We start from the raw sequence: 20650 nt of genomic DNA on the forward strand, positions 1-20650 counted from the left end.
TTAAGTGCAATTTTCGGAACGATTGATGTTCGATCGTTATCAATCGAGGCCCGCTGACACCGCCGCGCCTCGCAACGCGAGCGCGCGGCGGCGGCCGTCACAGACCTTTGGTCACGCCACGAAGTGGCACTGCGAAGCGGCAGTGCGTGTATCCATATTGCGTCCACGGTTCAGGTGATCGTCGATTTCCGCGGCGCAGCCGACCATGCGCGGATAGAGAAAGATCGTGAAGGCGGCGGTTTCGAGATCCGCCTCGCTGAACTCTGCGCGCTTGAGCGGCTTCCACAGCATCTTGAGCAGCAGAGCGGCGATCACTGCGTCGACATTGACGCAATAGACGTTACGCGATACTCCGGCGTCGAAAAGCGCCTGCACCAGTACGCGGTAATAAGCATGGAACACGTTGTACTCGCCGCGTGCTTCATAGAGATCGGCGATAAAGACTTCGCGCGGGTCATGATTCACCGGCTTGTCTTTGAAGACGGGGTGATTGACACCCGGAAGTTTGGCAATGTCGAGGCTGCCCGTATGCTTCTGGCGCGCCTTGTACTGCGCGTAGCGCTCAACGGAGTTCCGCGCGAGCGCTTCGAGGTCCACGGTGTGGTGCGCATCAGTAGGATCATCAAGGCCGCTGCCGCGGAACGCCTCGTTGAGGAACGCGATGCCCTCGTAGCCGTTGCCGCCATGCGTATAACCAGTGTGTGTGAGGAACCCCACCAGCGCCTTGTTCAGTTGGACGCGCTCGGGACTCTCGGGGCCATCGGCGGATACCGCGCCCTTTGCGCCTTGTGCCGAAATTGCACCTGGTCCGTTTGTTAGCAACAAGCCGACGAGGGTCTTGAAGGCGAACAGGTCATCGGCCGTGGGTTTCAGGTTGAGGAGTGCCGCGAAGGCGATCTCGGTCAGGGAGCGTTCGCCGAGCAACTCCTCGTTCGCGAAGTCGCAAAAGCCGTCGGGACTGTGGCGCGACGCGTCCGCCGAGGCGCCGATCATGGTGCCGACGAGCTTCGTCCACCACGGCAAACTTTCCGCCGTCAGACGGGAGATGCGCTTGCGCATGAGCGGACCCCAGGCGAGCGTCGTCGTGATGGCCGCGAGTACTGCTTCCGAACGCGGATGCCCCGGGCCGCACAACAACCACCGGATGATTGCCGAACTCACGCGGCGCGAAGCGAGCCCCGCGAGCATCGCTTCGGCCTTCGGGTCGGGTTCATCGCAGAAGAGCGCTGCACTGCCGGCGCTCTCGACGGCATCGACATCGAAAGTCTCGTCGAACGCGTCCGTGAGCCTGGCTGCCGCGAAGCGGTCGATCATCAGCCTGGCCGCCTCTCGCGCCGCGCGCTGACGATTCGGTCCGATGATCGCCGCCGCAGCCGCGAGCACCGCGTTGGGCGCGTTGCCCGCCTCGCGCGAGGCCTGTGCGGCCGCCAGTTCCGGCGTGCCACATTGCGGTGCGCGCTGCTCGAACCACGCATGCTCGCTGCCGTCGATCTGGATCAGTTCGCCCACGCATGCGCGCCGCGCACGCGGCTGGTACACCTTCGGCGGACGCCGCCGGCGCGGCACCCACAGCCCGGCGTCCGTCATCAGCCGGCGCACCGTTTCCTTCGCCAGGCGGATGCCGTGGCACTCGTACAGCTTCTCGCAGGCCAGCGTCGGCCCAAAATCGGCGTAGCGTTCACGGATGATCGCCAGCACCCGGTCGGCCGTCGCTGTGTCCAGCCGGTTGTTGCTCGGCTTCGAGCGCCGGCCGGATACGAGACCACCTGGGCCGTGCTCCCGCAACCGGCCCACCAGCCGCCGGATCTGTCGTGTCGTCAGCCCGAGCCGTTCGGCGGCACGCCACAGCCTGAGCACACCATCGGCCACGTCCTGAATCACCTTGTACCTGTCCAGCTCGCGCATCGTCATCGTGATCGTCCCAGTCGCGTTCATCGCCGGCGCTCCCTGATGGATGTCCGGCGCTCAAACTACCCGGAACCCGACATTTCTATTTAGCGGAAACCCGACATTTCTATTTGGGACCTACAATAGGAACGTTGATAATTAAGATTATGTAAACTTATAACCGCGAACATAAACGCCAATCCGCTTCCGTCCGATCGACCTCGCGAACAACTCCAGCCGGCGCTCATCTCAATTCACACGCATCAGTCTCACGGCGCACTGCTACAATCGTTATACCCGATTCGTTCAAATGTCGACAATCGATCGATCGAATCCTGACATAACCGATACTGACAACCGTGCCTTCTTACGACACTGCCGTTTCGCCGTCGCCAGCGTTCATCCCCTCCGCTCTCGCCGGTACACTTGCCATCCAGATCGCGGACCAGATCGGCAATGCGATAACTGAGGAGAAGTTCGCGCCAGGCGAGCGACTGCGCGAAGTCAGTCTTGCCGAGACGTTCAACGTCAGCCGCGCAACGATACGGGATGCGCTGCGTATCCTGGAAAGCCGGGCGCTCGTGAAAATCCTGCCGCAGCGTGGCGCGCAGGTCGCGTTGCTGTCGACGGCCGAGTTGATGAACCTGTTCGATATCCGGGCGGCGCTGGTTGCGCTGGCATCCCGCCGCGCGGCCGAGCGTTACGTGCCCACGCATGAGCCTGTGCTCGCGGCCGGCTATGCGCGTCTGAAGGCTGCACAGAAAGATGCCAACGCCTATGCGCGCGCCAGCGCAATGCTCGTCGCAGATATCGCCGGCCTCTCCGGAAACGATCAACTGGCCGAGATGCTGGCGGGATTTGCACAGCGTATCGGCCGTTACGCACGGCTCGGATTGGCCACGCCGAAGCGCCGCTCGCAATCGCTGACGAACTGGGCGAAACTGATCGATGCAATTGTCGCCGGCGATGCCGAGCTTGCCGACGCGACGCACCGTACCCTGGCGCATGACAATCGCGACGCGGCAATCGCCGAAATCGCCGCGCGCAAGCGCGCCGAAGCGACGCCCGTCGCGAAACGCACCCGCCGCGCGCGCGCATCCGACGCCGCCTGATTCTCCACCGCGGCGCGCATTCGCGAGCGCGCTGCGCGTCGATCATGACGACTGCATCCATCAGCGCGGCACGGTGTGTCTTTCGTGCGTTCGAAACGCAGGCCGATCGGCAGTCCGATCAGCATCACAGAGAAAAGGTCCGCGAATACGGAAGGAATATCGAGCGAGTTCCGTCGGACGACGATGAGCGCTCCTGAACAGATCCTTAAACGAGAAGCCGTCGGATCGGCGCGCGCTCAGCTGCCGCCGGCCGCATGAGCCTCCGGGAAGAAAAAGTCTTTCCACGACGCAGGCTTGTGCCTGATCGTGCCGAGCCGCATCATCGTGTCCGCGTACGCCATCATGTTCTGCGGCACCTGCGTGACGCGTACCTCCGGCGATTCGAGTATCTGAAGCACGTCGTCGACGCTTTCCTTGCCCTTCTCGTCCTCGGTGTAGATCTGTGCAGCCTCCCTCTTGTGTGCGTTGATGAAATCGACGGCTTCGACCAGCGCGTCGTAATAGGCCTTGTACGTCCCCGGATTCTCGTCATGAAAGCGTGATGTCGACCAGACGCAGAGGAACGTCGCAGGCCCGTTGGTCACCTCGTATGAATCGAGCACGCGATGAATGCCGGGCTGCTTGAGTTCCTCATAGTGATAGGGAGGCGCGGCGAATTGCGCGGTGATGGTGCGGCGAGACAACAACGCGGCCATGCCGTCGGGATGCGCAAGATTGACCATCAGGTGATCGAAGTGCCGAAAGTCCTTGTCGCCGAAGTGCTTCGCGGCGGCCATCTGCAGCACGAGCGTCTCGATCGACGACCCGGCGCTCGCGATCGCGATGCGGTCCTGTTCGCTGAAGTCCTTGATCGATTTGACGCGCGGCGTGTTCGCGTTCAGGTACATGGGCATCGATGACAACGCGGCGACGCCCTTCACTTTCAGGTTGTCGTGCGTGCGGTCCCACATCGTCAGCAGTTGCGGCGGTCCGCCCGCAGCGAACGCCGTGCTGCCTGACAGCAACGCGTCGTTGACGGCCGAGCCGACGCCGATCTGCGTCCACGTGACCCTGGTGTCGAGGCCGGCCGCCTTCAGATGCTTTTCGAACAGATGGTTGTGCCGCATCACATAAAGCGGCAGGTAGCCGATACCGTACTGGATGGTCGCGTTCACGCTGCTCACCTCGGCATGCGCGCCCATCGCCGAAAGCGAAGTCAGCGCAAATGCGGCGAATGCGCCAGCGCACCTGCGCAACAGGCCGCGCCGCTGAGTCCAAACGTTCATAGGGTCTCCCTGGTTCGATTCCATCCATCATTGTCGTTATGTCGACATTGTTTCAATCAAGGTAAACCACCAGCAGGGTGTCACCGGCCCATTCAATGTACACGTGGCGACTGCATTCGCGTTTACCTCAATTTGACCGATTGTCGACATTTCGCCAATATTTGTCATGACCTGAGGACGTCGCAGGTGATACGGATGCAGCATGGCGTCTTCCAACCATTCCCTTATTCGAGGAATCAGACGATGACCAGCATGACAGGCGGCGGTGCCGTAGTGAAAACGTTACGCAACGAAGACGTGAGCCATGTATTCGGGCTGATCGGTTCGGCGGGCATGGAGATCTTCGACGCGTTGCACTGCACGCCCGAAATCCGTTTCATCGGCGTGCGTGACGAGCGCACGGGCACGCATATGGCAGACGGCTATGCGCGCGCAAGCGGCAAGGCGGGCGTGATCCTCGCCGGACAAAACGGGCCGGGTGCAACCAACCTCGTCACGGGGCTCGCGCAGGCGAACGCGGCATATTCTCCGGTGGTCGCGCTGGCTGGTTCGCTGTCGAGCCAGCACGTCTATCGCGACGCGTTCCAGGAGGTCGATCAACAGGCCTTGTTCAAGGCGGTCACGAAGAAGACATGGACGGCGACACAGACAAAGCGCCTGCCGGAGATGGTCCACGAAGCGTTTCGCACTGCGCTCACGCCGCGCCGCGGACCAGTCGCGTTGAATCTGCCGCGCGACATCCTCGCCGAGACGGTGGAGTACGACGCGGGCCCGAGCGCGTGGCACGGCGCGCCGCCGCCGGCCGGCGAACCCGACGCGGTCGCGCAAGCCGCGCGCCTGCTCGCCGGCGCCGCACGTCCGCTGATTCTCGCGGGCGGCGGCGTGAAGAACGGCCGCACGCATGCGGCCGTGCTGAAGCTCGCCGAACTGCTGAACGCGCCGATTGCGATGTCGCCCGGACACGGCGACGCGGTGCCCTGCTCGCATCCGTTGTACGCGGGACAAATCGGGCCGCGCGGCAACGTCGTCGCGACCGACTTCGCGAAGCGCGCCGATGTGATCCTCGCGCTCGGCACACGATTCGGTTTCAACACGACGTTCTATACGACCGACAACTTCAATCCACAAGCCGCGATCGTGCAGGTCGAGACCGACCCTCTCGCGCTCGGGCGGCTTGTGCCGGTGAGCGTCGGCGTATTCGGCGACGCGGGCGTGGTCGCCGCACAACTGACGCGCGAACTCGCCGGTCACGATGCGAGCGGCGCGCGGGCGTGGGCCGCGGAATTGCGCGAGAAGCGCGCCACCCTGATGAACGAGCGTGACGAAGCCGGCGCGAAAGGCCGCACGCAGCCGATGCAACCAGCCGCCCTCTTCGCGATGCTGCGCGCGCTCGCGCCCGCTGATGCGATGTTTACGATGGACGCCGGCACGCTCTGTCTGCAAGCCACCGATCAGATGCCGTATGTGCAGCCGCCCGCGCTATTCACACCGCTCGACTTCGGCCTCGTGGGCTTTTCGTACGCGTGCGGCCTCGGTGTGAAGCTCGCCTGTCCGGATCGCACGGTCATCAGTCTGATGGGCGACGGCGGCTTTGGCATGACGATGAGCGAGATCGGCACTGCCGTGCAAAGCGATATCCGTTCGATCTGCGTCGTGATGAACAACGGCTGCTGGGGTGCCGAAAAGGCGTATCAGCGCGACTTCTTCGATGGCCGCTATATCGGCGCAGACGTGCCGAATCCGCCGTACGACAAGGTGGCCGGGTTGTTCGGCGCGAAGGGTTTTCGCGTCGACGACGCGTCGCAATTCGAGCATGCGTTCGGCGAAGCGCTAGCGTGCGGCAAGCCCGCGATCATCGACGTGCAAATCGATCCCAACGCGCTCTACAGCTTCAGACGCGACTCCTTCAAGCATCGGACCAAGGCATGAGCAGCGACTTCGATTACGTGATCGTCGGCGCAGGTTCGGCGGGCTGCGCGCTCGCCGCGCGGCTGTCGGAAAGCGGGAGGCACAGCGTGCTGCTGCTCGAAGCCGGCGGTCCCGACAACAACATCTGGATTCACATTCCGCTCGGTGTCGGCAAGCTGCTCGGCAACGAACGCTACGCGTGGAAGTTCGACACCGAGCCGCAGACATCGATGATCGGGCAACGCGTCTATTCTCCTCGCGGCAAGGTGCTTGGCGGATCGAGCGCGTTGAACGGCATGGCCTACGTATGGGGCGACCCGGCCGAGTACGACAAGTGGGAGCGCCTCGGCTGCGAGGGCTGGAACTTCGGCGCCGTGCATCCGTATTTCAGGCGCCTCGAATGCTATCCGTACAACGACGATCCGGGCCGCGGTCATGACGGTCCCGTGCGCATCACCGATCGCGCGCGTCGCGACACCGATGCGCTGTCGGATGGCTTCATCGCCGCGTGCATGGAAGCCGGCGTCGCGCCGACCGACGACTACAACGCGCACCGATATGAAGGCGTGCGCTATCTCGAGCAGACGGCGTGGAACGGCCGGCGCTACAGCACGGCGGTCGCTTATCTGCGCGCGACGAAGCGTCGTCCGAACGTCCGCATCGAAACACATTCGCTCGCACTGCGCGTGACGTTCGACGGCGCGCGGGCAAGCGGCGTCGAATACGAGCAGCATGGGCAACGGCATGTCGCGCGGGCGCGCCGCGAGGTGTTGCTCGCGGCCGGCGCGATCAAGTCGCCGCAACTGCTCGAACTGTCGGGTATCGGCGATGCGGCGCGCTTGCAGCAGCTAGGCATTCCCGTTGTCGCGGCGAATGCATCGGTTGGCGAGCATCTGATCGATCATCTGCAATTGCGCTGCACCTATCGCACGATGCTGCCCATCACGATCAACGACGTGATGGCGAACACGTTCAGGCGCATGAAGGTCGGCTTGCAGTATCTGGTGTCGAGGCGCGGGCTGATGGCGGGCACGTCGTCGACCGCGCACGCGATCATGCGCACCGATCCGGCGCTGCCCGGTCCCGACGTGATGATCCGCATCTATCACATCAGCGGCAAGGACCGCTATTCGCGCACGCCGGGCGCGGGCATCGATCCGTTTTCCGGCTTTTCGATCGGCGGCTTCCGGCTCTATCCGCGTTCGCGCGGCAGCGTGCACATCGCGTCGCCGGACGCGCGCGAAGCGCCGCGTCTGCAGCCGAACTATCTTTCCGATCCCGACGACTCGCGTCACGCGCTGCAACTGCTGCGCACGATCCGCCATATCGCCGCGCAACCTTCGATGGCCAGGCTGATCGTCGCCGAGCAGCGTCCCGGCGACGCCGCCGCGCCCGCCGACGACGACGCGCTGCTCGCGTATGCGCGCGAGAGCGGCCAGACCGCATGGCATACGGTCGGCACATGCCGCATTGGATTGCCGGGCGATAGCGTCGTCGATAGCCGGTTGCGCGTGCATGGCGTCGCCGGCCTGCGCGTGATCGACGCATCGGTGATGCCGACGCTCGCGTCGTCGAACACCAACGCGCCCGCGATCATGATCGGCGAACGCGGCGCCGATTTCGTACTCGAGGAGGCACGCTGACATGGCCCGCAAGCAATCCACCGCGCAAACGCCTGCAACGATTGAAACGCCATACACCGATGCGCAGATCGCGCGCGGTGACTGGAACCCGCTATGGGACACGCTGCGCACGTGGGACCCGGCGTTCATGGAAGCATATCTCGCGTTTCGCAGCGTGCCGCATCGCAACGGTCCGCTGCCGCCGAAGGTCAAGGAGCTCGTGCTGATCGCGATCAACGTCGCGACGACGCACATGTACGGCGCGGGCGTGCGCCGCCATATGCAGAACGCGCTGAAGGCGGGCGCGACGCGCGAGGAGATCCTGGAAGTGATCCAGCTGACGACCGTGCTCGGCATTCACGCGTGCAATCTCGGCGTGCCGATTCTCGCCGAAGAAATCGAACGCTTCGCCGCATCGGCAGGCGATGCAAAGAAGCCCAGAAAAAGCCGGCGGTCGGGAGCGAAATCGTGAGCGACGTTGCTTACAAGATCGACGCCGTACAGCTGGGCAAGCGGATCGCCGATACGTCGATGTTCCTGTATCTGACCGATCCCGGCGTGCCGCTCGCGATTGCATACAGGTTGTGGCTGCTGCGATCGCCGGCTCGCACGATCGTCGTCGATACCGGGCCACCCATCGCCGAGGGACGCGAACGTCACCTGACCGAGACGCGCGATCTGCGCGAGGCGCTCGCGGTGCATGACGTCGATCCGCGCGACATCGATACGGTGTTGCTCACGCATCTGCATTGGGATCACGCGGCCAACGCCGATCAGTTTCCGAATGCGCGCTTCTACGCGCAGCGCGACGAAATAGCATTCCTTCGCGACGGACGCCACCAGCACCCCGCATTCGATCGCTTCTTCAGTACCCACGCCCATCTGGAACAGCTCGTCGACGACGGCCGCCTCGTGCCGCTCGACGGCGACATTGAGATTGCGCGCGGCGTGCAAGCGATTCGCGTCGGCGGACATACGCCGGGCTCGCAGATGTTCTGCGTCGATATTGCCGAAGGCCGCGCATTGCTGACAGGCGACGCCGTGCCGCTCAATCGCAACTACGTGGAGCGGATTCCGTCCGGGATTCTCGTCAACGTGTTCGAAGCAATCGCTGCGCTCGACAAGGCACACGCGCTCTCACCCATCAGGCTCTATACCGGACACGACCTCGCACCGTACCTCGATCTCGCGAACTGAGCGCGGCGGCATCGAAACATAAGTACGGGCTGACTATTACGACCACACGTTTTTCATCAGAGGATCAGGAGACGTCATGAAAAGCATGTCGCTGTTCGAAGCGTTCAATAACGCGCCGCTCAATGCGTTTCACCGGCGCGTCACTGTCCTGTCGGGCATGGGCGTATTTCTCGAAGGCTACGACTTCACCAACATCGCGTCGGCGCTGATCTTTCTGGTGCCGTACTTTGCCCTCAAGCCCGGACAGATTGCGCTGCTCGCGACGTCGACGTATGTCGGCACGATCGCGGGCGCAGTGTTCATCGGCTATCTCGCCGACCGGCTCGGGCGCAAGTTCATGTATATGACCGACATCACGCTGTATGCGGCGTTCGCGCTGATGAGCGCGCTTGCGGTCAACTATGAAATGCTGGTCGCGTCGCGCATCGGTCTCGGCTTCGCAATCGGCGCGGATCAGGCGCTCTCCTTCACGATCATTGCGGAGTTCGCGCCGCGCAAATTGCGCGGAAAGCTGAACGCATCGACATGGGTGATGTGGACGGTAGCGAGCGCGAGCACTTACCTGCTGTCCTATGCACTCGATCCGCTGCTCGGCCGCGAGACATGGCGCGTGCTGTTCGGCCTCGCGGTGATTCCGTCGGTCATCGTGTTCTTCGGGCGCCGCGAGATTCCCGAGTCGCCGATGTGGCTCGTGCGCCAGGGAAGGCTCGACGAAGCGCGGGCGGCCATGGACGCGGTGGTGCCCGGCAGCGGCGCAAGCCTGACGGGCGCGATCAATACGCCGAAGGTCGCCGTCACGAGTTTTGCCGCGCTGTTCCGTTCGAAGGCGCAGAGCTTCGGTACGCTCTACATCTTCTTCATGTGGTTCTGCATTACGTTCAACACGTACGGTGTCGGCTATTTCACACCTTATGTGCTGCGCACGCTCGGCTTCACCGACGCCTTGTCGCTGCTCGGCGGTGTCGTGGTCTCGCTGTTCGCGGTCATCGGCTCGATCGTCATGTTCCTGTCGGTCGAGAAGACCGGGCGCAAGCCGCTCGCGGTGGCCGGCTTCACGCTGCTCGCGCTGATCGATTTCGGGCTGGCGATGGCGAGCAACTCGCATGAATTCGCGGTGCTGCTGTTGCTGTTCAGCGCGTTTCAGCTCGTCGCGTGGATCGGGCCCGCGGGCCTCGTCGGCGTGGTTGCGCCGGAGGTGTTTCCGACCGATATCCGTTCGTTCGGCACGGGGATCGCGGCGGGACTCGGACGCGCCGGCGCGATCGTCGGCATCGTGATGTTCCCGATCATGATGCGTGCAGGCGGACTCAAGTGGGCCATGCTGATGTTCTGCGCCGACGCCGCGATCGCGGCGATCGCGATGGTGGTGTTCGGGCGCGAGACGAAGGGCGCAATGCTGGAGTGACTCCGCCGCTCGCCGTCGCTTCGTGCGCCCGTCCCGTCGGATGTGGCGCGCCCCGCGCACCTGCAGCTTCGAGCCGCTTCCAGCGATTCCACCGTGCGCCTCGGCGTTTGCGGCGCAAACGCGGTGACGACCAGCCTACCCGCGATCTTGATGCCGACGCCGATCATCATCGACAGATGCAGACCCGTGTTCGCCAGCAGCACGGGAAACACCGCCGTTCACACGATGCCGCCGAAGAAGCGGCCCCCCCCCAACCCTTCGACGACGCTCGTAGCGATTACAGGAATCGCGATGTTTGCAATCGCTGCGTCCAGGTTGTTCATGAAAGTACCCGGCAGCACAGTGAATATTGCCAGATAAAACTTGAAGCCTTGCAGACGTGCAATCTCACTGGTTGGCAATTCTTTTCCAAACCAGAATCAAAAAAATAAAACGCCGCACGTGGCGGGGTTCATGGCATTACGCGAGCTATATACATCCAGATTGAAAAAGCTTCGGCGCGACGAGCAGGCCGCGCCATCTCCATGAAACAGTCGAGAGAATATCAACGGCAGATCATTCCTCTACGCTTATCGGCCCGCTTCCGCTCAGTACTTCGCGGCCTGCTCCGCGATCAGCTGCTGGAACTTGCCAACCGAGTAAGCGTGCGCCGCCCGCTCAGCTTCGCCGTAATCGACCTGCGGACGCGGCTCGTCGTCGTAGTAGTCCCACTTGTCCTCGCCGCGCACCAGCATCGCGGTCATGCGCAAGTCGCTCACGCAGCGCGACGACGCCGGGATATAGCTGAACGCCATCCCCACGCGGCGGAAATCCGCCTGGTTCGGCCCGGATGCGTGAATCAGATAGGTGTCGTGCAGCGAGCACTGCCCTGCCTTCACCGGCATGAACTCGGTCTGCGAGCGGTCGTATGGCACGTCGATCGTCTGGCCGCGCGACAGCAGAATCGTGTCCGACGGCACTTCCAAGTGATGCAACTGGCCGAGCTTCTGCGAGCCCGGCACGACTTCCATGCAGCCCGCCTCCACCGGCGCATCGGCGAGCGCAACCCAGACGGTGATCTGCGACGCCGGATCGAGCGCAAAGTAGGTCGAATCCTGGTGCCAGCTGATGTATGCCGGATCGCGTGGCCAAGTACTGAAATCGCATGTATTGCGTCGCGCGAGTGCGAATGCTCGGCCCGCGCCCTCTCGCACTACTTTCAGCGACGTGCGCGACGCGTCTTGGAGAAGTTGCGGCACGGGTTTCGCGAGATCTGCCGCGCTAGAGCCCTGGCCGCCCCCTTCCCTAGGCGGCGGCCACGATCACCACCTCGATCAGCTTCTCCCGCTGTGCCAGGGCAGCCCCCACAGTGGCGCGAGGCGGCGTGTGCCCCGGCGTCACCCACGCGTCCCATACTTCGTTCATCGCCGCAGCCTGTGACATGTCGGACAAGAAGATCTGGCACGACAGGATGCGGGACTTGTCCGATCCGTGTTCTGCAAGCAGTGCATCTATCGACGCCAACACCTGACGCGTCTGGCCGGCCATATCCTGAGTGACGTCTTCGGGCACCTGACCTGCAAGGTAGATCGTTCCCTGATGGAAGGCGACCTCCGACAGCCGCTTCCCTATATGGCTGCGCTTGATTTCGGGCATCTTCACTTCTCCTCGGGTGATATTGAGCGATGAAACACTAGCGTTCAGGACCGGCGATCGCGGCCTGATATTTGATCGATGAAACGACGCCAATGCGTCTGATCGGTTCTGGAGGCAGCCAGCTCGGGCCTTCCAGACTGAGCGCGTCGGACAGTTGCGAGGACTGGGCGCCCATGGCCATTTCGCCTAGCAACTTGCCGTATGTGGTGCCTTTCAGCACACCAGCGCCATTGCAGCCCAACGACGCGAACAGGCCAGGGCGCAATTCCCCAAAGAACGTGGCGCCGTTCCGAGTCAGCGCCGTCGCCCCTCCCCACACATACTCGAAATCATGGGACTTCATATTCGGATAGCGGCGCTGATAGCAACTCGTCAATTGAGCCAGCGTATCGGAAGGCGACTGCTCCCGCTCATATGAGTAGGCACTGCGCACCATGAAACGACCGCCCTGGACGCGGCGCAATGTCGTGCCCAGGCGATTGGCGGGTATGACGCCCCACTCCTGGGTATCGCCGAGTTTCTTTAGCTCCGGCTCGGGGAGTTTGGGAGTGACGGCCGCATAGGTGAAGATCGTGATCAGTCTGTCACGCAGTATGCCTAGCGCTTTTGCGAACCCGTTGTTAGCCAGAATCACGCGATCAGCGGTGTATTCCGCTGCGGAGGTGGTAATCCGGAATGGAGACGACTCGCTTAGCGCTATGACGGGCTCGCTCTCGACCAGAACGACGTTTGACGGCTGACTGTCAGCCAGCCCTCGAATCAGTGCGGCAGGCTGAACGAAAACGTTATTGGGCGAATGAAACCCGTAACGATAGTAGCCGGTGCCGAGCTTTTCCCGCAGCGCGTCGCGATCATACTCTTCGAAACTAACTCCCCATTCGCGGTATTGAGCCAACGATGCGCTGAGGTTCTGAACGCCTGCTTCGCTCGCCGCGGCATGGAACTTCCCGACCGGGTTCCAGCCACAGTCAATGCGATGTTCGCGAACGAGCTGCTCTAGCCAGTGCAAACCCGCGTCATACAAGCGAATCTGCTTGCGAGCGACTTCGAGTGGACTGGTGTGGCCACCCATTTTCGTGTTGTGCGGCAGATTGATAACGAAACCCGAATTCCGCCCAGACGAGCCTTCGCCGATGGTGGAGGCTTCAAGCACCAACACGGGTTGGTCGGGCTGCATCTCTGCGATGCGGCGCGCTGCAGCAAGACCCGTGTATCCTCCGCCGATCACAATCGTACCGAACCGCCGAATGCTCGTTCGAGAACTGTTTGGACGCTCGGGCAGCATCGCGTTCCAGCCCGAACCAAGCTGATATGTCGGGTACTTCCCGGCGGCCACGTCGGAAGACGGAAGATGTTGCTGGTTATGCATGGAATCACCGCTGCGGTCGAACATCATTGCACTCGCGCCTCGATGCCTGCGAGCGAATAGCGCACCTTGTCAAAGCCCGCACCCTTTCGCACAAGGAAAAGGAAGCGCGCTTGCTCGATGGCTTTGTCTCTTCTCATCATGCCGAGGAAGCCGCAACATCCGCCCAATATCAGCAACGCAAATGATGAGCGTAACTGCCGTTTGATTTTCTGGCGGGCACTGCGGGCAAAAAGAAGATGCATCGATGCACACCGTGTGATACCGGATGTCACGATCGTAGAAGTAGTCGCGCGTGATGCAGGACTATGCAATCCGTGACGACAACATCGCGTGGACGCCGTCGTCAGCGCTCGCGTTCGGCATATCGGCCGGCTTCTCCAAGCAGCCATTGCGCGAACGCCTGCAACTGTGGCGAATTTTGCTTGGATTCCGGATAGACAAAGTAGTATCCCTTTTCGCTCTGTAAAGACATGCTGAACGGTAGCACTAGCTCTCCCGTCGCCACCTCGTGGGATACGAAGAACCGAGGAACAAGTGCGATGCCCAGTCCGGCACGCGCCGCTTCAACAAGCATCGAGAACAGTTCATAACGCTGCCCTCTCATGCAGTCGACGTCATCAGCAATGCCTGCCTGTGCGAGCCATTGCCTCCATGCATCCGGTCGCGCCGACTGATGCAGCAACGTAAACGTCGTGACGTCCTGAGGTTCGAGCGAGTTTCTTCCCTGCAATAGCCGTGGACTGCAAACAGGCGTCATCTCCTCACCGAAGAGATAGGTCGCGATGGACCCGGGCCATACGGGGTCGCCAAAGTGAATAGCCGCGTCAAACGGTGTGTCTGTGAACAGGAATGGTTCGGCTCGTGTCGTGAGATTGACCGTAACGTGTTGATGCTCCGCGTAGAACTGTGGAAGCCGCGGAATCAGCCATCGCGTCGCGAACGTCGGAATGACAGCAAGCTCGAGAATCCCGCCCGCGTTCCGATGCGCCATTGCCGCCAGGGCATTGCGCTCTATCCGGTCCAGATCTTCGCGGACCTGCCTCGCATATACCTCGCCTATCTCGGTCAGGCTGAGCCTCTTCTTCACACGGTTGAAAAGCGGTACACCCAGATAATCTTCCAGGCTCGCCACCTGACGACCGACAGCGCTCTGCGTCAACGCCAGTTCATCGGCGCTGCGGGTGAAGCTCAAATGGCGCGCTGCTGCCTCAAAAGCGATTAGCGCTTCGATACTCGGGATTCTTCGCCTCACGTTCGTTCCTCAAACGCACAACGTTGCGAGTTTATATCGTTTGATGCCCGCCGACCATGAAGTAACAATGGTTTCTATGACATGCGGGAAGTGCCCCGTTCTTTCCTTCACCAGCTCTCTGGTCATCCGGATGAGTTGGTCCGCGGTATAGCGCTCGCTGCCGGACACATGATCTCTGGCACGCGTGAATGACAGCGTTGCTTCGCATTCCTTTTTATATGACCTTCCACTCTACAGAGGATGCTTCATGACTTCCGACTTTCTTCCTGCAAAGTTCAAGCCTTATACCCGCCAGACAATCAGCCAGGCGCCTCAATGGCAACTACTCCCCGAAGAACTTCGCGAAGCCATACAGGTCGTCTCCCGGGTCATGCCGTTCAGAACCAACCAGTACGTGATGGACGAACTGATCGACTGGAACAATGTTCCCGACGATCCGATCTACCGTCTGACGTTTCCGCATCAGGACATGCTCTCTCCATCCGACTACTCGAACCTGAGAGACCTCGTACTGGTGAAAAAGGATGAGGCCGCCATCGACGACGCAGTTCGTGCCATCCGGCTCGCGATGAATCCCCATCCCGCCGGCCAGATGACACACAACGTGCCTTTTATGAACGGTCAACCCGTGAGCGGTCTGCAGCACAAATACAGGGAGACGGTCCTCTTCTTTCCCAGTGCCGGGCAGACGTGTCACGCATACTGCACGTTCTGTTTCCGTTGGCCGCAGTTCGTCGGAATGGACGATCTGAAATTCGATGCGCGTGAATCGAGCGAACTGGTCGAGTATCTCAAGCTGCATCCCGAAGTTACCGACGTGCTGATCACCGGGGGCGACCCGCTCATCATGAACACTCGCTCGCTCGCTGGTTATATCGAGCCCCTGCTCGCGCCCGAACTCGCGCACATCCAGAATATCCGTATCGGCACGAAGTCCGTTGCCTATTGGCCTCAGCGCTTCGTGACGGACAAGGATTCGGATGATCTGATGCGACTGTTCGAAAAGGTCGTCGCCGCGGGCAAAAACCTGGCGATCATGGGCCACTACAATCATCCGGCCGAGCTTCGAACCGCTATCGCACAGCGGGCCGTGAAGCGAATCGTATCGACGGGTGCGACGCTGCGCATGCAGGCCCCACTGATCCGCCATATCAACGAAGACCCGAAGGGCTGGGTAGAACTTTGGACGACGGGCGTACGGCTAGGCGCCATTCCCTACTACATGTTTGTCGAGCGGGATACGGGCCCGAGCCACTACTTCCAGTTGCCGCTCGCCCGGGCATACGAGATCTTCCAGTCCGCCTACAGTTCCGTATCGGGTCTGGCTCGCACGGTCCGCGGACCTTCGATGAGCGCATTTCCGGGCAAGGTCGTGATAGACGGTATCGTCGAGATCGCTGGCGAAAAGGTGTTCGCGCTGCAATTCCTGCAAGCGCGCAAGCCCGAGTGGGTCCGTCGTCCGTTCTATGCGAAGTTCGATCCTAATGCGACGTGGCTCCATGATCTCGTTCCTGCATTCGGAGAAAAGAAGTTCTTCTTCGAAGCCGAAACGGACGCACCGCATAAAACCCTGCAGCTTGTCACGAGACACACGGGCCGATATGTGCCGGGCGCGACATCAGGGACGCCGGAACCACTCGCGATTGAAGCGTAACTTCGGCAAGGCGGCCCGCCTGCGCGGGCCATAGTCCCATTCATTTCACGCCCCGGAGGAGAAATGACGTACGTTGTAACCGAGAACTGCATCCAGTGCCGCTATACAGACTGTGTCGAGGTCTGTCCCACCGACTGCTTCCGCGAAGGTCCGAACTTTCTCGTCATCGATCCGGACGAATGCATCGATTGCGGCGTCTGTGCGCCCGAGTGTCCGGTCGATGCCATCGCCCCAGCCGAAGAGATCGCGGGAGGCGAGCAGCACGCTTTCATCGAACTCAATGCCTCGCTCGCCAAACAATGGCCTGCGATCACAACCCGGCAACCACCTCTACCGGGCGCGGAAGAGTGGAAGGATGTGCGGTCCAAGCTGTCTCATCTCGCTCGCGACACGGTAATTTAACTATCACGTTGCGTCCGCGCCGCCCGTCGCATCACGATGCCGATGTAGGCGCGTGCCACCATGATGCAAACGCGTTTAGCTCAATTCACCTTGCAGAACCAGCAACTCCCGGTTGGACGCCTGTAGCGCAAATTTCGCAGCCTCCTGATAGGCCGCGTCGGCGTAGCACGCCTTCGCCTGTTCGTAGGATGGAAACTCGACAACGACCACTCGCGTGGTCGTTCGGGCCTCTTTTAGCACCGCATGCGTATCAAGGACCTTAACCTTCGCATCGTACCTGGCGGCAATCGGTGCCCACAGCTCACCATAGCGCTTTTGCGCATCGTGATCTTTAACATCGTCGCCTAAAATGAGCCAATAGCCTTTCATCCTTTTCCTCCAATGAGATCGTTCAGTACTACCCGTATCCATTCAGATCGGAGACGGATCTTCGTTCAGCCATTCGATGAGTCCGGTGATGGATGAAGTGATCGATCTGCCGTGCGGCACCACGATGTAATACCCGTCCCGCATCTTGCATGTATCCGTCTCCAGTCTCACCAACTCGCCTGACACCAGGAGATCGTGGACCAGCCGCCCCCAGCCGAGCGCAATGCCCTGACCGTACCGGGCTGCCTGCACTGCATCGGTGTAAATGCTGCACCGGAGCGCATAGTTGAGCTTTGGCGGACGGTGTCCCACAGACGCGAACCACTCGTCCCATCCCATCCACCCCTCGGACGTCGAGTCTGACTCGACCAGCGGAAGTTGCGCCAGCTCTTCAAGCGACTGAGGCGCCGCGTTTTCCCGCAGCCAGCGCGGCGAACATACGGGAAAGACCTCTTCATCGAAGAGCAACGTCGACGAACCGTCTCGCCACGTGCCATCACCGAACCTGACGGCTACATCCACCTCGTTATGCCGTAGATCAGCCGTGAACATCTGGGTCGTCAACCGGAGCTTCAATCGTGGTTGTAGCTTCTTCAGGTTCGCCAGGCGCGGCAGAAGTCGAAGCTGGGAGAAGGCGGCGGTGGACGCAAGAACCAGTTCCTGCTGCTCGATCCCGGTAGACAGGCGATCGAAGACACCCGCGATCTTCTGCATCGACTCGGCGACGACGAGGTAAAGCGATTCTCCCTCGACGGTGAGCGATATCGACCGATGCAACCGGTGGAAGAGCTTTACGTCGAGCGTCTCTTCAAGGAATCTGACCTGCCGGCTCACTGCGGCTTGGCTCACCCCGAGTTCCGCTGCCGCATTCGTGAAGCTCGACAGACGCGCAACCGCCTCGAATTCGACGAGCGCGGTCATTGACGGGATGATCCGTCGGTATCCCTTGGGGCCTCTTGTAATTTTCATCGCTGACTGTCTCTACTTGAGTAATGAAGCGCGATCCAAACCTCGCACATGTCGCGAGAATGCCGGGGTTTTCCCCGCAGCGGATCAGCTACTCGGCGCCGATTCCCCAAGCCACGCAAGCGTAACGTTTCACATAACATAGAGTAATACCGGCAGCACAATAAAGACCGTTGACGCTCCATATTTGCACTTCAATACTGGCATTGCGGCTTAACGCCTTCGCCCCGCTGAAATACAACGTGATTGGAGCCAAACGTGTCTGTCATTCCTGTCAAAACCCATCGTGAACTGCTCGACAGCCGGGTCCCCGGCTGCGGATTCCCCGGCGAAATTTTCAGCCGTCAGGACGTCTTCGAAAACGATCTGGATGTGTTCTTCAACAAGCTCTGGATACTTGTCGGCGTAACAGCCGACGTACCCGAACCCGGTGACGTGTCGACCGTCGAGATCGGCAAGGCATCGATCATGATCGTTCGCGACGACGACGAGAACATCCGCACGTACCGGAACGTCTGCCGACATCGCGGATCGCGCATCATAAAGGAGCCCGGCAAGGCGAGCGTGGGCATGCTGGTCTGTCCATATCACCAGTGGACCTACGACCTCGATGGCAGCCTGAAGCACACCTCGCACATGGGCAAGGATTTCGACGCGAAATGCCGGAGCCTGATCCCGGTTCACACGAAAGTGGTCGGCGCGCATATCTTCGTGTGTCTTTCCGACGATCCCCCGGCCGACATAACGAAGCTGGAAGAAGTGATGACGCCCCGCTTCGCGCCGCATCAGATGCAGCGCACGAAGATCGCTTTCGAGTCCGAGCTCATCGAGAACGGCAACTGGAAGCTCGTGATGGAAAACAATCGCGAGTGCTACCACTGCGAAGGCACTCACCCCGAGTTGACCAACTCGTTCCTCCCGGAAGATTTCGGCTTTTGTCCGGATGGTCTCGGGGAGGAAGAGATGGCTTCGTATCACGCCTACGTGGCGCGCAACGCGGCAAACCAGGAGAATTGGGAAAGCGAAGGTTATATCTGCTCGATCTTCGAGTCGCTCGACGAAAGCGTGCATACGAACTTCCGCACCCAGCGCCTCGTGATCGCCGGAAGCAACGAGTCGCAAACGATGAGCACCAAGGTAGCGAGCACGAAGCTCATGGGAGACCTCACGCGCCGCGATCTCGGCGACGTTCATATGTGGGGCCACAATTCGTGGACCCATGTGATGAGTGATCATTCGATTGTCGCTTTCATTCTTCCTATCGCACCGGACAAGACGCTCGTCCGCACGAAATGGCTCGTTCACGAAGACGCCGTGGAGGGCGTCGACTACGACGTGAAAACCCTCACAGAAGTGTGGCTGGCAACGAACCAGCAGGATGCCGACCTTGTCCAGGGCACTCATAGCGGCACGCAAGACCCTGCTTACGTCCCCGGACCCTACTCGAAGTACACGGAGGCGGCGCTCGACCAGTTCTGCCGGTGGTATGACGCGAAACTGAAGGAACAAGGCATCTAGCCAGCCTGCTGGCGTCAGTTCGAACGGCACACCTGACGCCAGCCGATCATCCGGTGGCACAAACGCTACCGGGCCATGCACCTACCCAGTGGTGCGTCCAAACGAACGCACCCTCTCCATCACGTCGTCCGGGACGTCGATCTCACGCACCTTGATGTGGCTACCTGGAATGCGGACACCCGCTTGCGCGAGTCTGCTAATCTGCGCGGCGACGCGGGCTTCGAAACCTTCCGCAAAGACGTCGGCCTTCAAGGCCACGAGAAAAAGCCCGACTCCGGGCGTCTCGCTTCCTTCCGCATAATGCGGGGCGTCCATTGACCAGTTGGCCCCCGTCATGCCTGCTGCAAGAATCTCCATCATCATCGCAATGTTGGCGCCGCGGGCGCCACCGAATGCCAACAACAGGCCGTTGACGGCCGCTTTCGCGTCTATGGTTGGCGCGCCCTGTTCGTCCACCGCCCAGCCCTCGGGCAGGGTCTCTCCCGCTTCCGCAGCCCTTCGAACATTGACGAACGCGGTGGCACTCGACGCCTGGTCGATGACGAGAGGCCGATCGTTCGCGACCGGTGCCGCGAAAGACACCGGGTTGGTGCCGTAAATCGCCTTTCCGCTTTCGAGCGTCGTCATCTGTGCTGTTGCATTGCATGTACCCAGCGCGACAAGACCCACTTCCGCGAGCCGCCGGGTGTAGTAGCCAAGCTCACCGACTGTGAAGCTGTTGGCTATTGCGAGCGCGACAACGCCGTATGTTTTCGCCCTCTCGACGACTTCATCGAAGACGCGATCGTATCCGAGCTGTGCGATTCCACGCTGCGCGTCGACCCGCACGGCCGCCTGGGCCGGAAAGGCGACCTGCGGCTCGGCATTCGTCGCAATTCTGCCCTTCACAAAGCCGTCCAGATAGTCGGGAAGGTGTGCAAAACCAACCGCCTTGCTGCCGGCAAGCTCGGCCGATATCACCGCTTCGGCGAGCGAATGAGCGATCGCCTCGTTTGCACCGGCCGTCGTGATCGCATCGAACGCTATTTGCCGCGCTATTTCAGTCTCGTATCTCATCGTTTCATCACCTCAACGCAAGCGGTGGCGATA

The 20650-nt window shown here is 61.2% G+C and carries 20 protein-coding genes; 9 read left to right on the forward strand and 11 right to left on the reverse strand.

Features of this window, described 5'->3' with window-relative positions; translation table 11 throughout:
- Positions 1 to 111: 111 nt before the first annotated feature.
- Entirely contained in the window at positions 112 to 1935 is a 1824-nt protein-coding gene (locus VSR68_RS03465) for a helix-turn-helix domain-containing protein (RefSeq protein ID WP_342938453.1), read from the reverse strand.
- A 311-nt stretch (positions 1936 to 2246) separates the two neighbouring features.
- Between VSR68_RS03465 and VSR68_RS03470 the strand changes: the two genes are divergently transcribed.
- On the forward strand, positions 2247 to 2999 hold the full coding sequence (locus tag VSR68_RS03470) for a GntR family transcriptional regulator (RefSeq protein WP_342938454.1): 753 nt from the start codon (positions 2247 to 2249) through the stop codon (positions 2997 to 2999).
- A gap of 236 nt (positions 3000 to 3235) precedes the next feature.
- On the opposite strand, the gene VSR68_RS03475 is transcribed toward VSR68_RS03470, so the two are convergent.
- On the reverse strand, positions 3236 to 4264 hold the full coding sequence (locus VSR68_RS03475; protein WP_342938455.1) for an ABC transporter substrate-binding protein: 1029 nt from the start codon (positions 4262 to 4264) through the stop codon (positions 3236 to 3238).
- 243 nt (positions 4265 to 4507) lie between these two features.
- Here VSR68_RS03475 and VSR68_RS03480 point away from each other — a divergent pair, with 243 nt between their 5' ends.
- The 5 genes from VSR68_RS03480 (at position 4508) to VSR68_RS03500 (ending at position 10396) form a co-directional block, all read left to right on the forward strand.
- Positions 4508 to 6193: a thiamine pyrophosphate-binding protein gene (locus VSR68_RS03480; protein WP_342938456.1), complete on the forward strand. Its 1686-nt coding sequence runs from the start codon at positions 4508 to 4510 to the stop codon at positions 6191 to 6193.
- On the forward strand, positions 6190 to 7815 hold the full coding sequence (locus tag VSR68_RS03485; protein WP_342938457.1) for a GMC family oxidoreductase: 1626 nt from the start codon (positions 6190 to 6192) through the stop codon (positions 7813 to 7815). Before VSR68_RS03480 ends, VSR68_RS03485 begins: the two co-directional genes overlap by 4 nt.
- 1 nt (position 7816) lies before the next feature.
- Complete coding sequence (locus tag VSR68_RS03490) at positions 7817 to 8266, forward strand: carboxymuconolactone decarboxylase family protein (protein WP_342938458.1); 450 nt, start codon at positions 7817 to 7819, stop codon at positions 8264 to 8266.
- A complete protein-coding gene (locus tag VSR68_RS03495; RefSeq protein WP_342938459.1) occupies positions 8263 to 8991 on the forward strand; it encodes an N-acyl homoserine lactonase family protein in 729 nt (242 codons plus the stop codon). The genes VSR68_RS03490 and VSR68_RS03495 overlap by 4 nt, the downstream gene beginning before the upstream one ends.
- 76 nt (positions 8992 to 9067) lie before the next feature.
- On the forward strand, positions 9068 to 10396 hold the full coding sequence (locus tag VSR68_RS03500) for an MFS transporter (protein ID WP_342938460.1): 1329 nt from the start codon (positions 9068 to 9070) through the stop codon (positions 10394 to 10396).
- Between the two features lie 218 nt (positions 10397 to 10614).
- On the opposite strand, the gene VSR68_RS03505 is transcribed toward VSR68_RS03500, so the two are convergent.
- From VSR68_RS03505 to gcvA, 6 genes are all read right to left on the reverse strand, one after another.
- Positions 10615 to 10797, reverse strand: coding sequence for a hypothetical protein (locus VSR68_RS03505; protein WP_342938461.1), 183 nt, complete (start codon positions 10795 to 10797; stop codon positions 10615 to 10617).
- A 186-nt stretch (positions 10798 to 10983) separates the two neighbouring features.
- A complete protein-coding gene (locus VSR68_RS03510) occupies positions 10984 to 11634 on the reverse strand; it encodes a phytanoyl-CoA dioxygenase family protein (RefSeq protein WP_342938462.1) in 651 nt (216 codons plus the stop codon).
- 46 nt (positions 11635 to 11680) lie between these two features.
- The gene (locus tag VSR68_RS03515; RefSeq protein WP_342938463.1) at positions 11681 to 12031 is read right to left on the reverse strand and encodes a RidA family protein; all 351 of its coding nucleotides are present in this window, start codon (positions 12029 to 12031) and stop codon (positions 11681 to 11683) included.
- A gap of 37 nt (positions 12032 to 12068) precedes the next feature.
- Entirely contained in the window at positions 12069 to 13400 is a 1332-nt protein-coding gene (locus VSR68_RS03520) for an NAD(P)/FAD-dependent oxidoreductase (protein WP_428983464.1), read from the reverse strand.
- A 23-nt stretch (positions 13401 to 13423) separates the two neighbouring features.
- Complete coding sequence (locus VSR68_RS03525; RefSeq protein WP_342938464.1) at positions 13424 to 13642, reverse strand: hypothetical protein; 219 nt, start codon at positions 13640 to 13642, stop codon at positions 13424 to 13426.
- A gap of 101 nt (positions 13643 to 13743) precedes the next feature.
- On the reverse strand, positions 13744 to 14652 hold the full coding sequence (gene gcvA, locus VSR68_RS03530; RefSeq protein WP_342938465.1) for a transcriptional regulator GcvA: 909 nt from the start codon (positions 14650 to 14652) through the stop codon (positions 13744 to 13746).
- 247 nt (positions 14653 to 14899) lie between these two features.
- Here gcvA and VSR68_RS03535 point away from each other — a divergent pair, with 247 nt between their 5' ends.
- Entirely contained in the window at positions 14900 to 16306 is a 1407-nt protein-coding gene (locus VSR68_RS03535; RefSeq protein ID WP_342938466.1) for a lysine 2,3-aminomutase, read from the forward strand.
- A 63-nt stretch (positions 16307 to 16369) separates the two neighbouring features.
- Positions 16370 to 16708: a ferredoxin FdxA gene (fdxA, locus tag VSR68_RS03540; protein WP_342938467.1), complete on the forward strand. Its 339-nt coding sequence runs from the start codon at positions 16370 to 16372 to the stop codon at positions 16706 to 16708.
- A 75-nt stretch (positions 16709 to 16783) separates the two neighbouring features.
- Here the strand turns inward: fdxA and VSR68_RS03545 are convergent, their stop codons facing one another.
- Entirely contained in the window at positions 16784 to 17077 is a 294-nt protein-coding gene (locus tag VSR68_RS03545; RefSeq protein WP_342938468.1) for a DUF1330 domain-containing protein, read from the reverse strand.
- Between the two features lie 42 nt (positions 17078 to 17119).
- Positions 17120 to 17998, reverse strand: coding sequence for a LysR substrate-binding domain-containing protein (locus VSR68_RS03550; RefSeq protein ID WP_342938469.1), 879 nt, complete (start codon positions 17996 to 17998; stop codon positions 17120 to 17122).
- A gap of 303 nt (positions 17999 to 18301) precedes the next feature.
- Here VSR68_RS03550 and VSR68_RS03555 point away from each other — a divergent pair, with 303 nt between their 5' ends.
- Entirely contained in the window at positions 18302 to 19561 is a 1260-nt protein-coding gene (locus VSR68_RS03555; protein ID WP_342938470.1) for an aromatic ring-hydroxylating dioxygenase subunit alpha, read from the forward strand.
- Between the two features lie 81 nt (positions 19562 to 19642).
- Here the strand turns inward: VSR68_RS03555 and VSR68_RS03560 are convergent, their stop codons facing one another.
- On the reverse strand, positions 19643 to 20617 hold the full coding sequence (locus tag VSR68_RS03560) for an Ldh family oxidoreductase (RefSeq protein ID WP_342938471.1): 975 nt from the start codon (positions 20615 to 20617) through the stop codon (positions 19643 to 19645).
- Positions 20618 to 20650: the final 33 nt, after the last annotated feature.

Source organism: Paraburkholderia phymatum (assembly GCF_038900715.1).
Taxonomy (GTDB): domain Bacteria; phylum Pseudomonadota; class Gammaproteobacteria; order Burkholderiales; family Burkholderiaceae; genus Paraburkholderia; species Paraburkholderia phymatum_A.

Coding starts and splice junctions, on each gene's coding strand:
- VSR68_RS03545 (WP_342938468.1), bottom strand. CDS start 17,077: ATGAAAGGCTATTGGCTCATTTTAGGCGACGATGTTAAAGATCACGAT.
- VSR68_RS03480 (WP_342938456.1), top strand. CDS start 4,508: ATGACCAGCATGACAGGCGGCGGTGCCGTAGTGAAAACGTTACGCAAC.
- VSR68_RS03490 (WP_342938458.1), top strand. CDS start 7,817: ATGGCCCGCAAGCAATCCACCGCGCAAACGCCTGCAACGATTGAAACG.
- VSR68_RS03535 (WP_342938466.1), top strand. CDS start 14,900: ATGACTTCCGACTTTCTTCCTGCAAAGTTCAAGCCTTATACCCGCCAG.
- VSR68_RS03525 (WP_342938464.1), bottom strand. CDS start 13,642: ATGCATCTTCTTTTTGCCCGCAGTGCCCGCCAGAAAATCAAACGGCAG.
- fdxA (WP_342938467.1), top strand. CDS start 16,370: ATGACGTACGTTGTAACCGAGAACTGCATCCAGTGCCGCTATACAGAC.
- VSR68_RS03550 (WP_342938469.1), bottom strand. CDS start 17,998: ATGACCGCGCTCGTCGAATTCGAGGCGGTTGCGCGTCTGTCGAGCTTC.
- VSR68_RS03515 (WP_342938463.1), bottom strand. CDS start 12,031: ATGCCCGAAATCAAGCGCAGCCATATAGGGAAGCGGCTGTCGGAGGTC.
- VSR68_RS03485 (WP_342938457.1), top strand. CDS start 6,190: ATGAGCAGCGACTTCGATTACGTGATCGTCGGCGCAGGTTCGGCGGGC.
- VSR68_RS03520 (WP_428983464.1), bottom strand. CDS start 13,400: ATGCATAACCAGCAACATCTTCCGTCTTCCGACGTGGCCGCCGGGAAG.
- VSR68_RS03500 (WP_342938460.1), top strand. CDS start 9,068: ATGAAAAGCATGTCGCTGTTCGAAGCGTTCAATAACGCGCCGCTCAAT.
- VSR68_RS03560 (WP_342938471.1), bottom strand. CDS start 20,617: ATGAGATACGAGACTGAAATAGCGCGGCAAATAGCGTTCGATGCGATC.
- VSR68_RS03465 (WP_342938453.1), bottom strand. CDS start 1,935: ATGAACGCGACTGGGACGATCACGATGACGATGCGCGAGCTGGACAGG.
- VSR68_RS03475 (WP_342938455.1), bottom strand. CDS start 4,264: ATGAACGTTTGGACTCAGCGGCGCGGCCTGTTGCGCAGGTGCGCTGGC.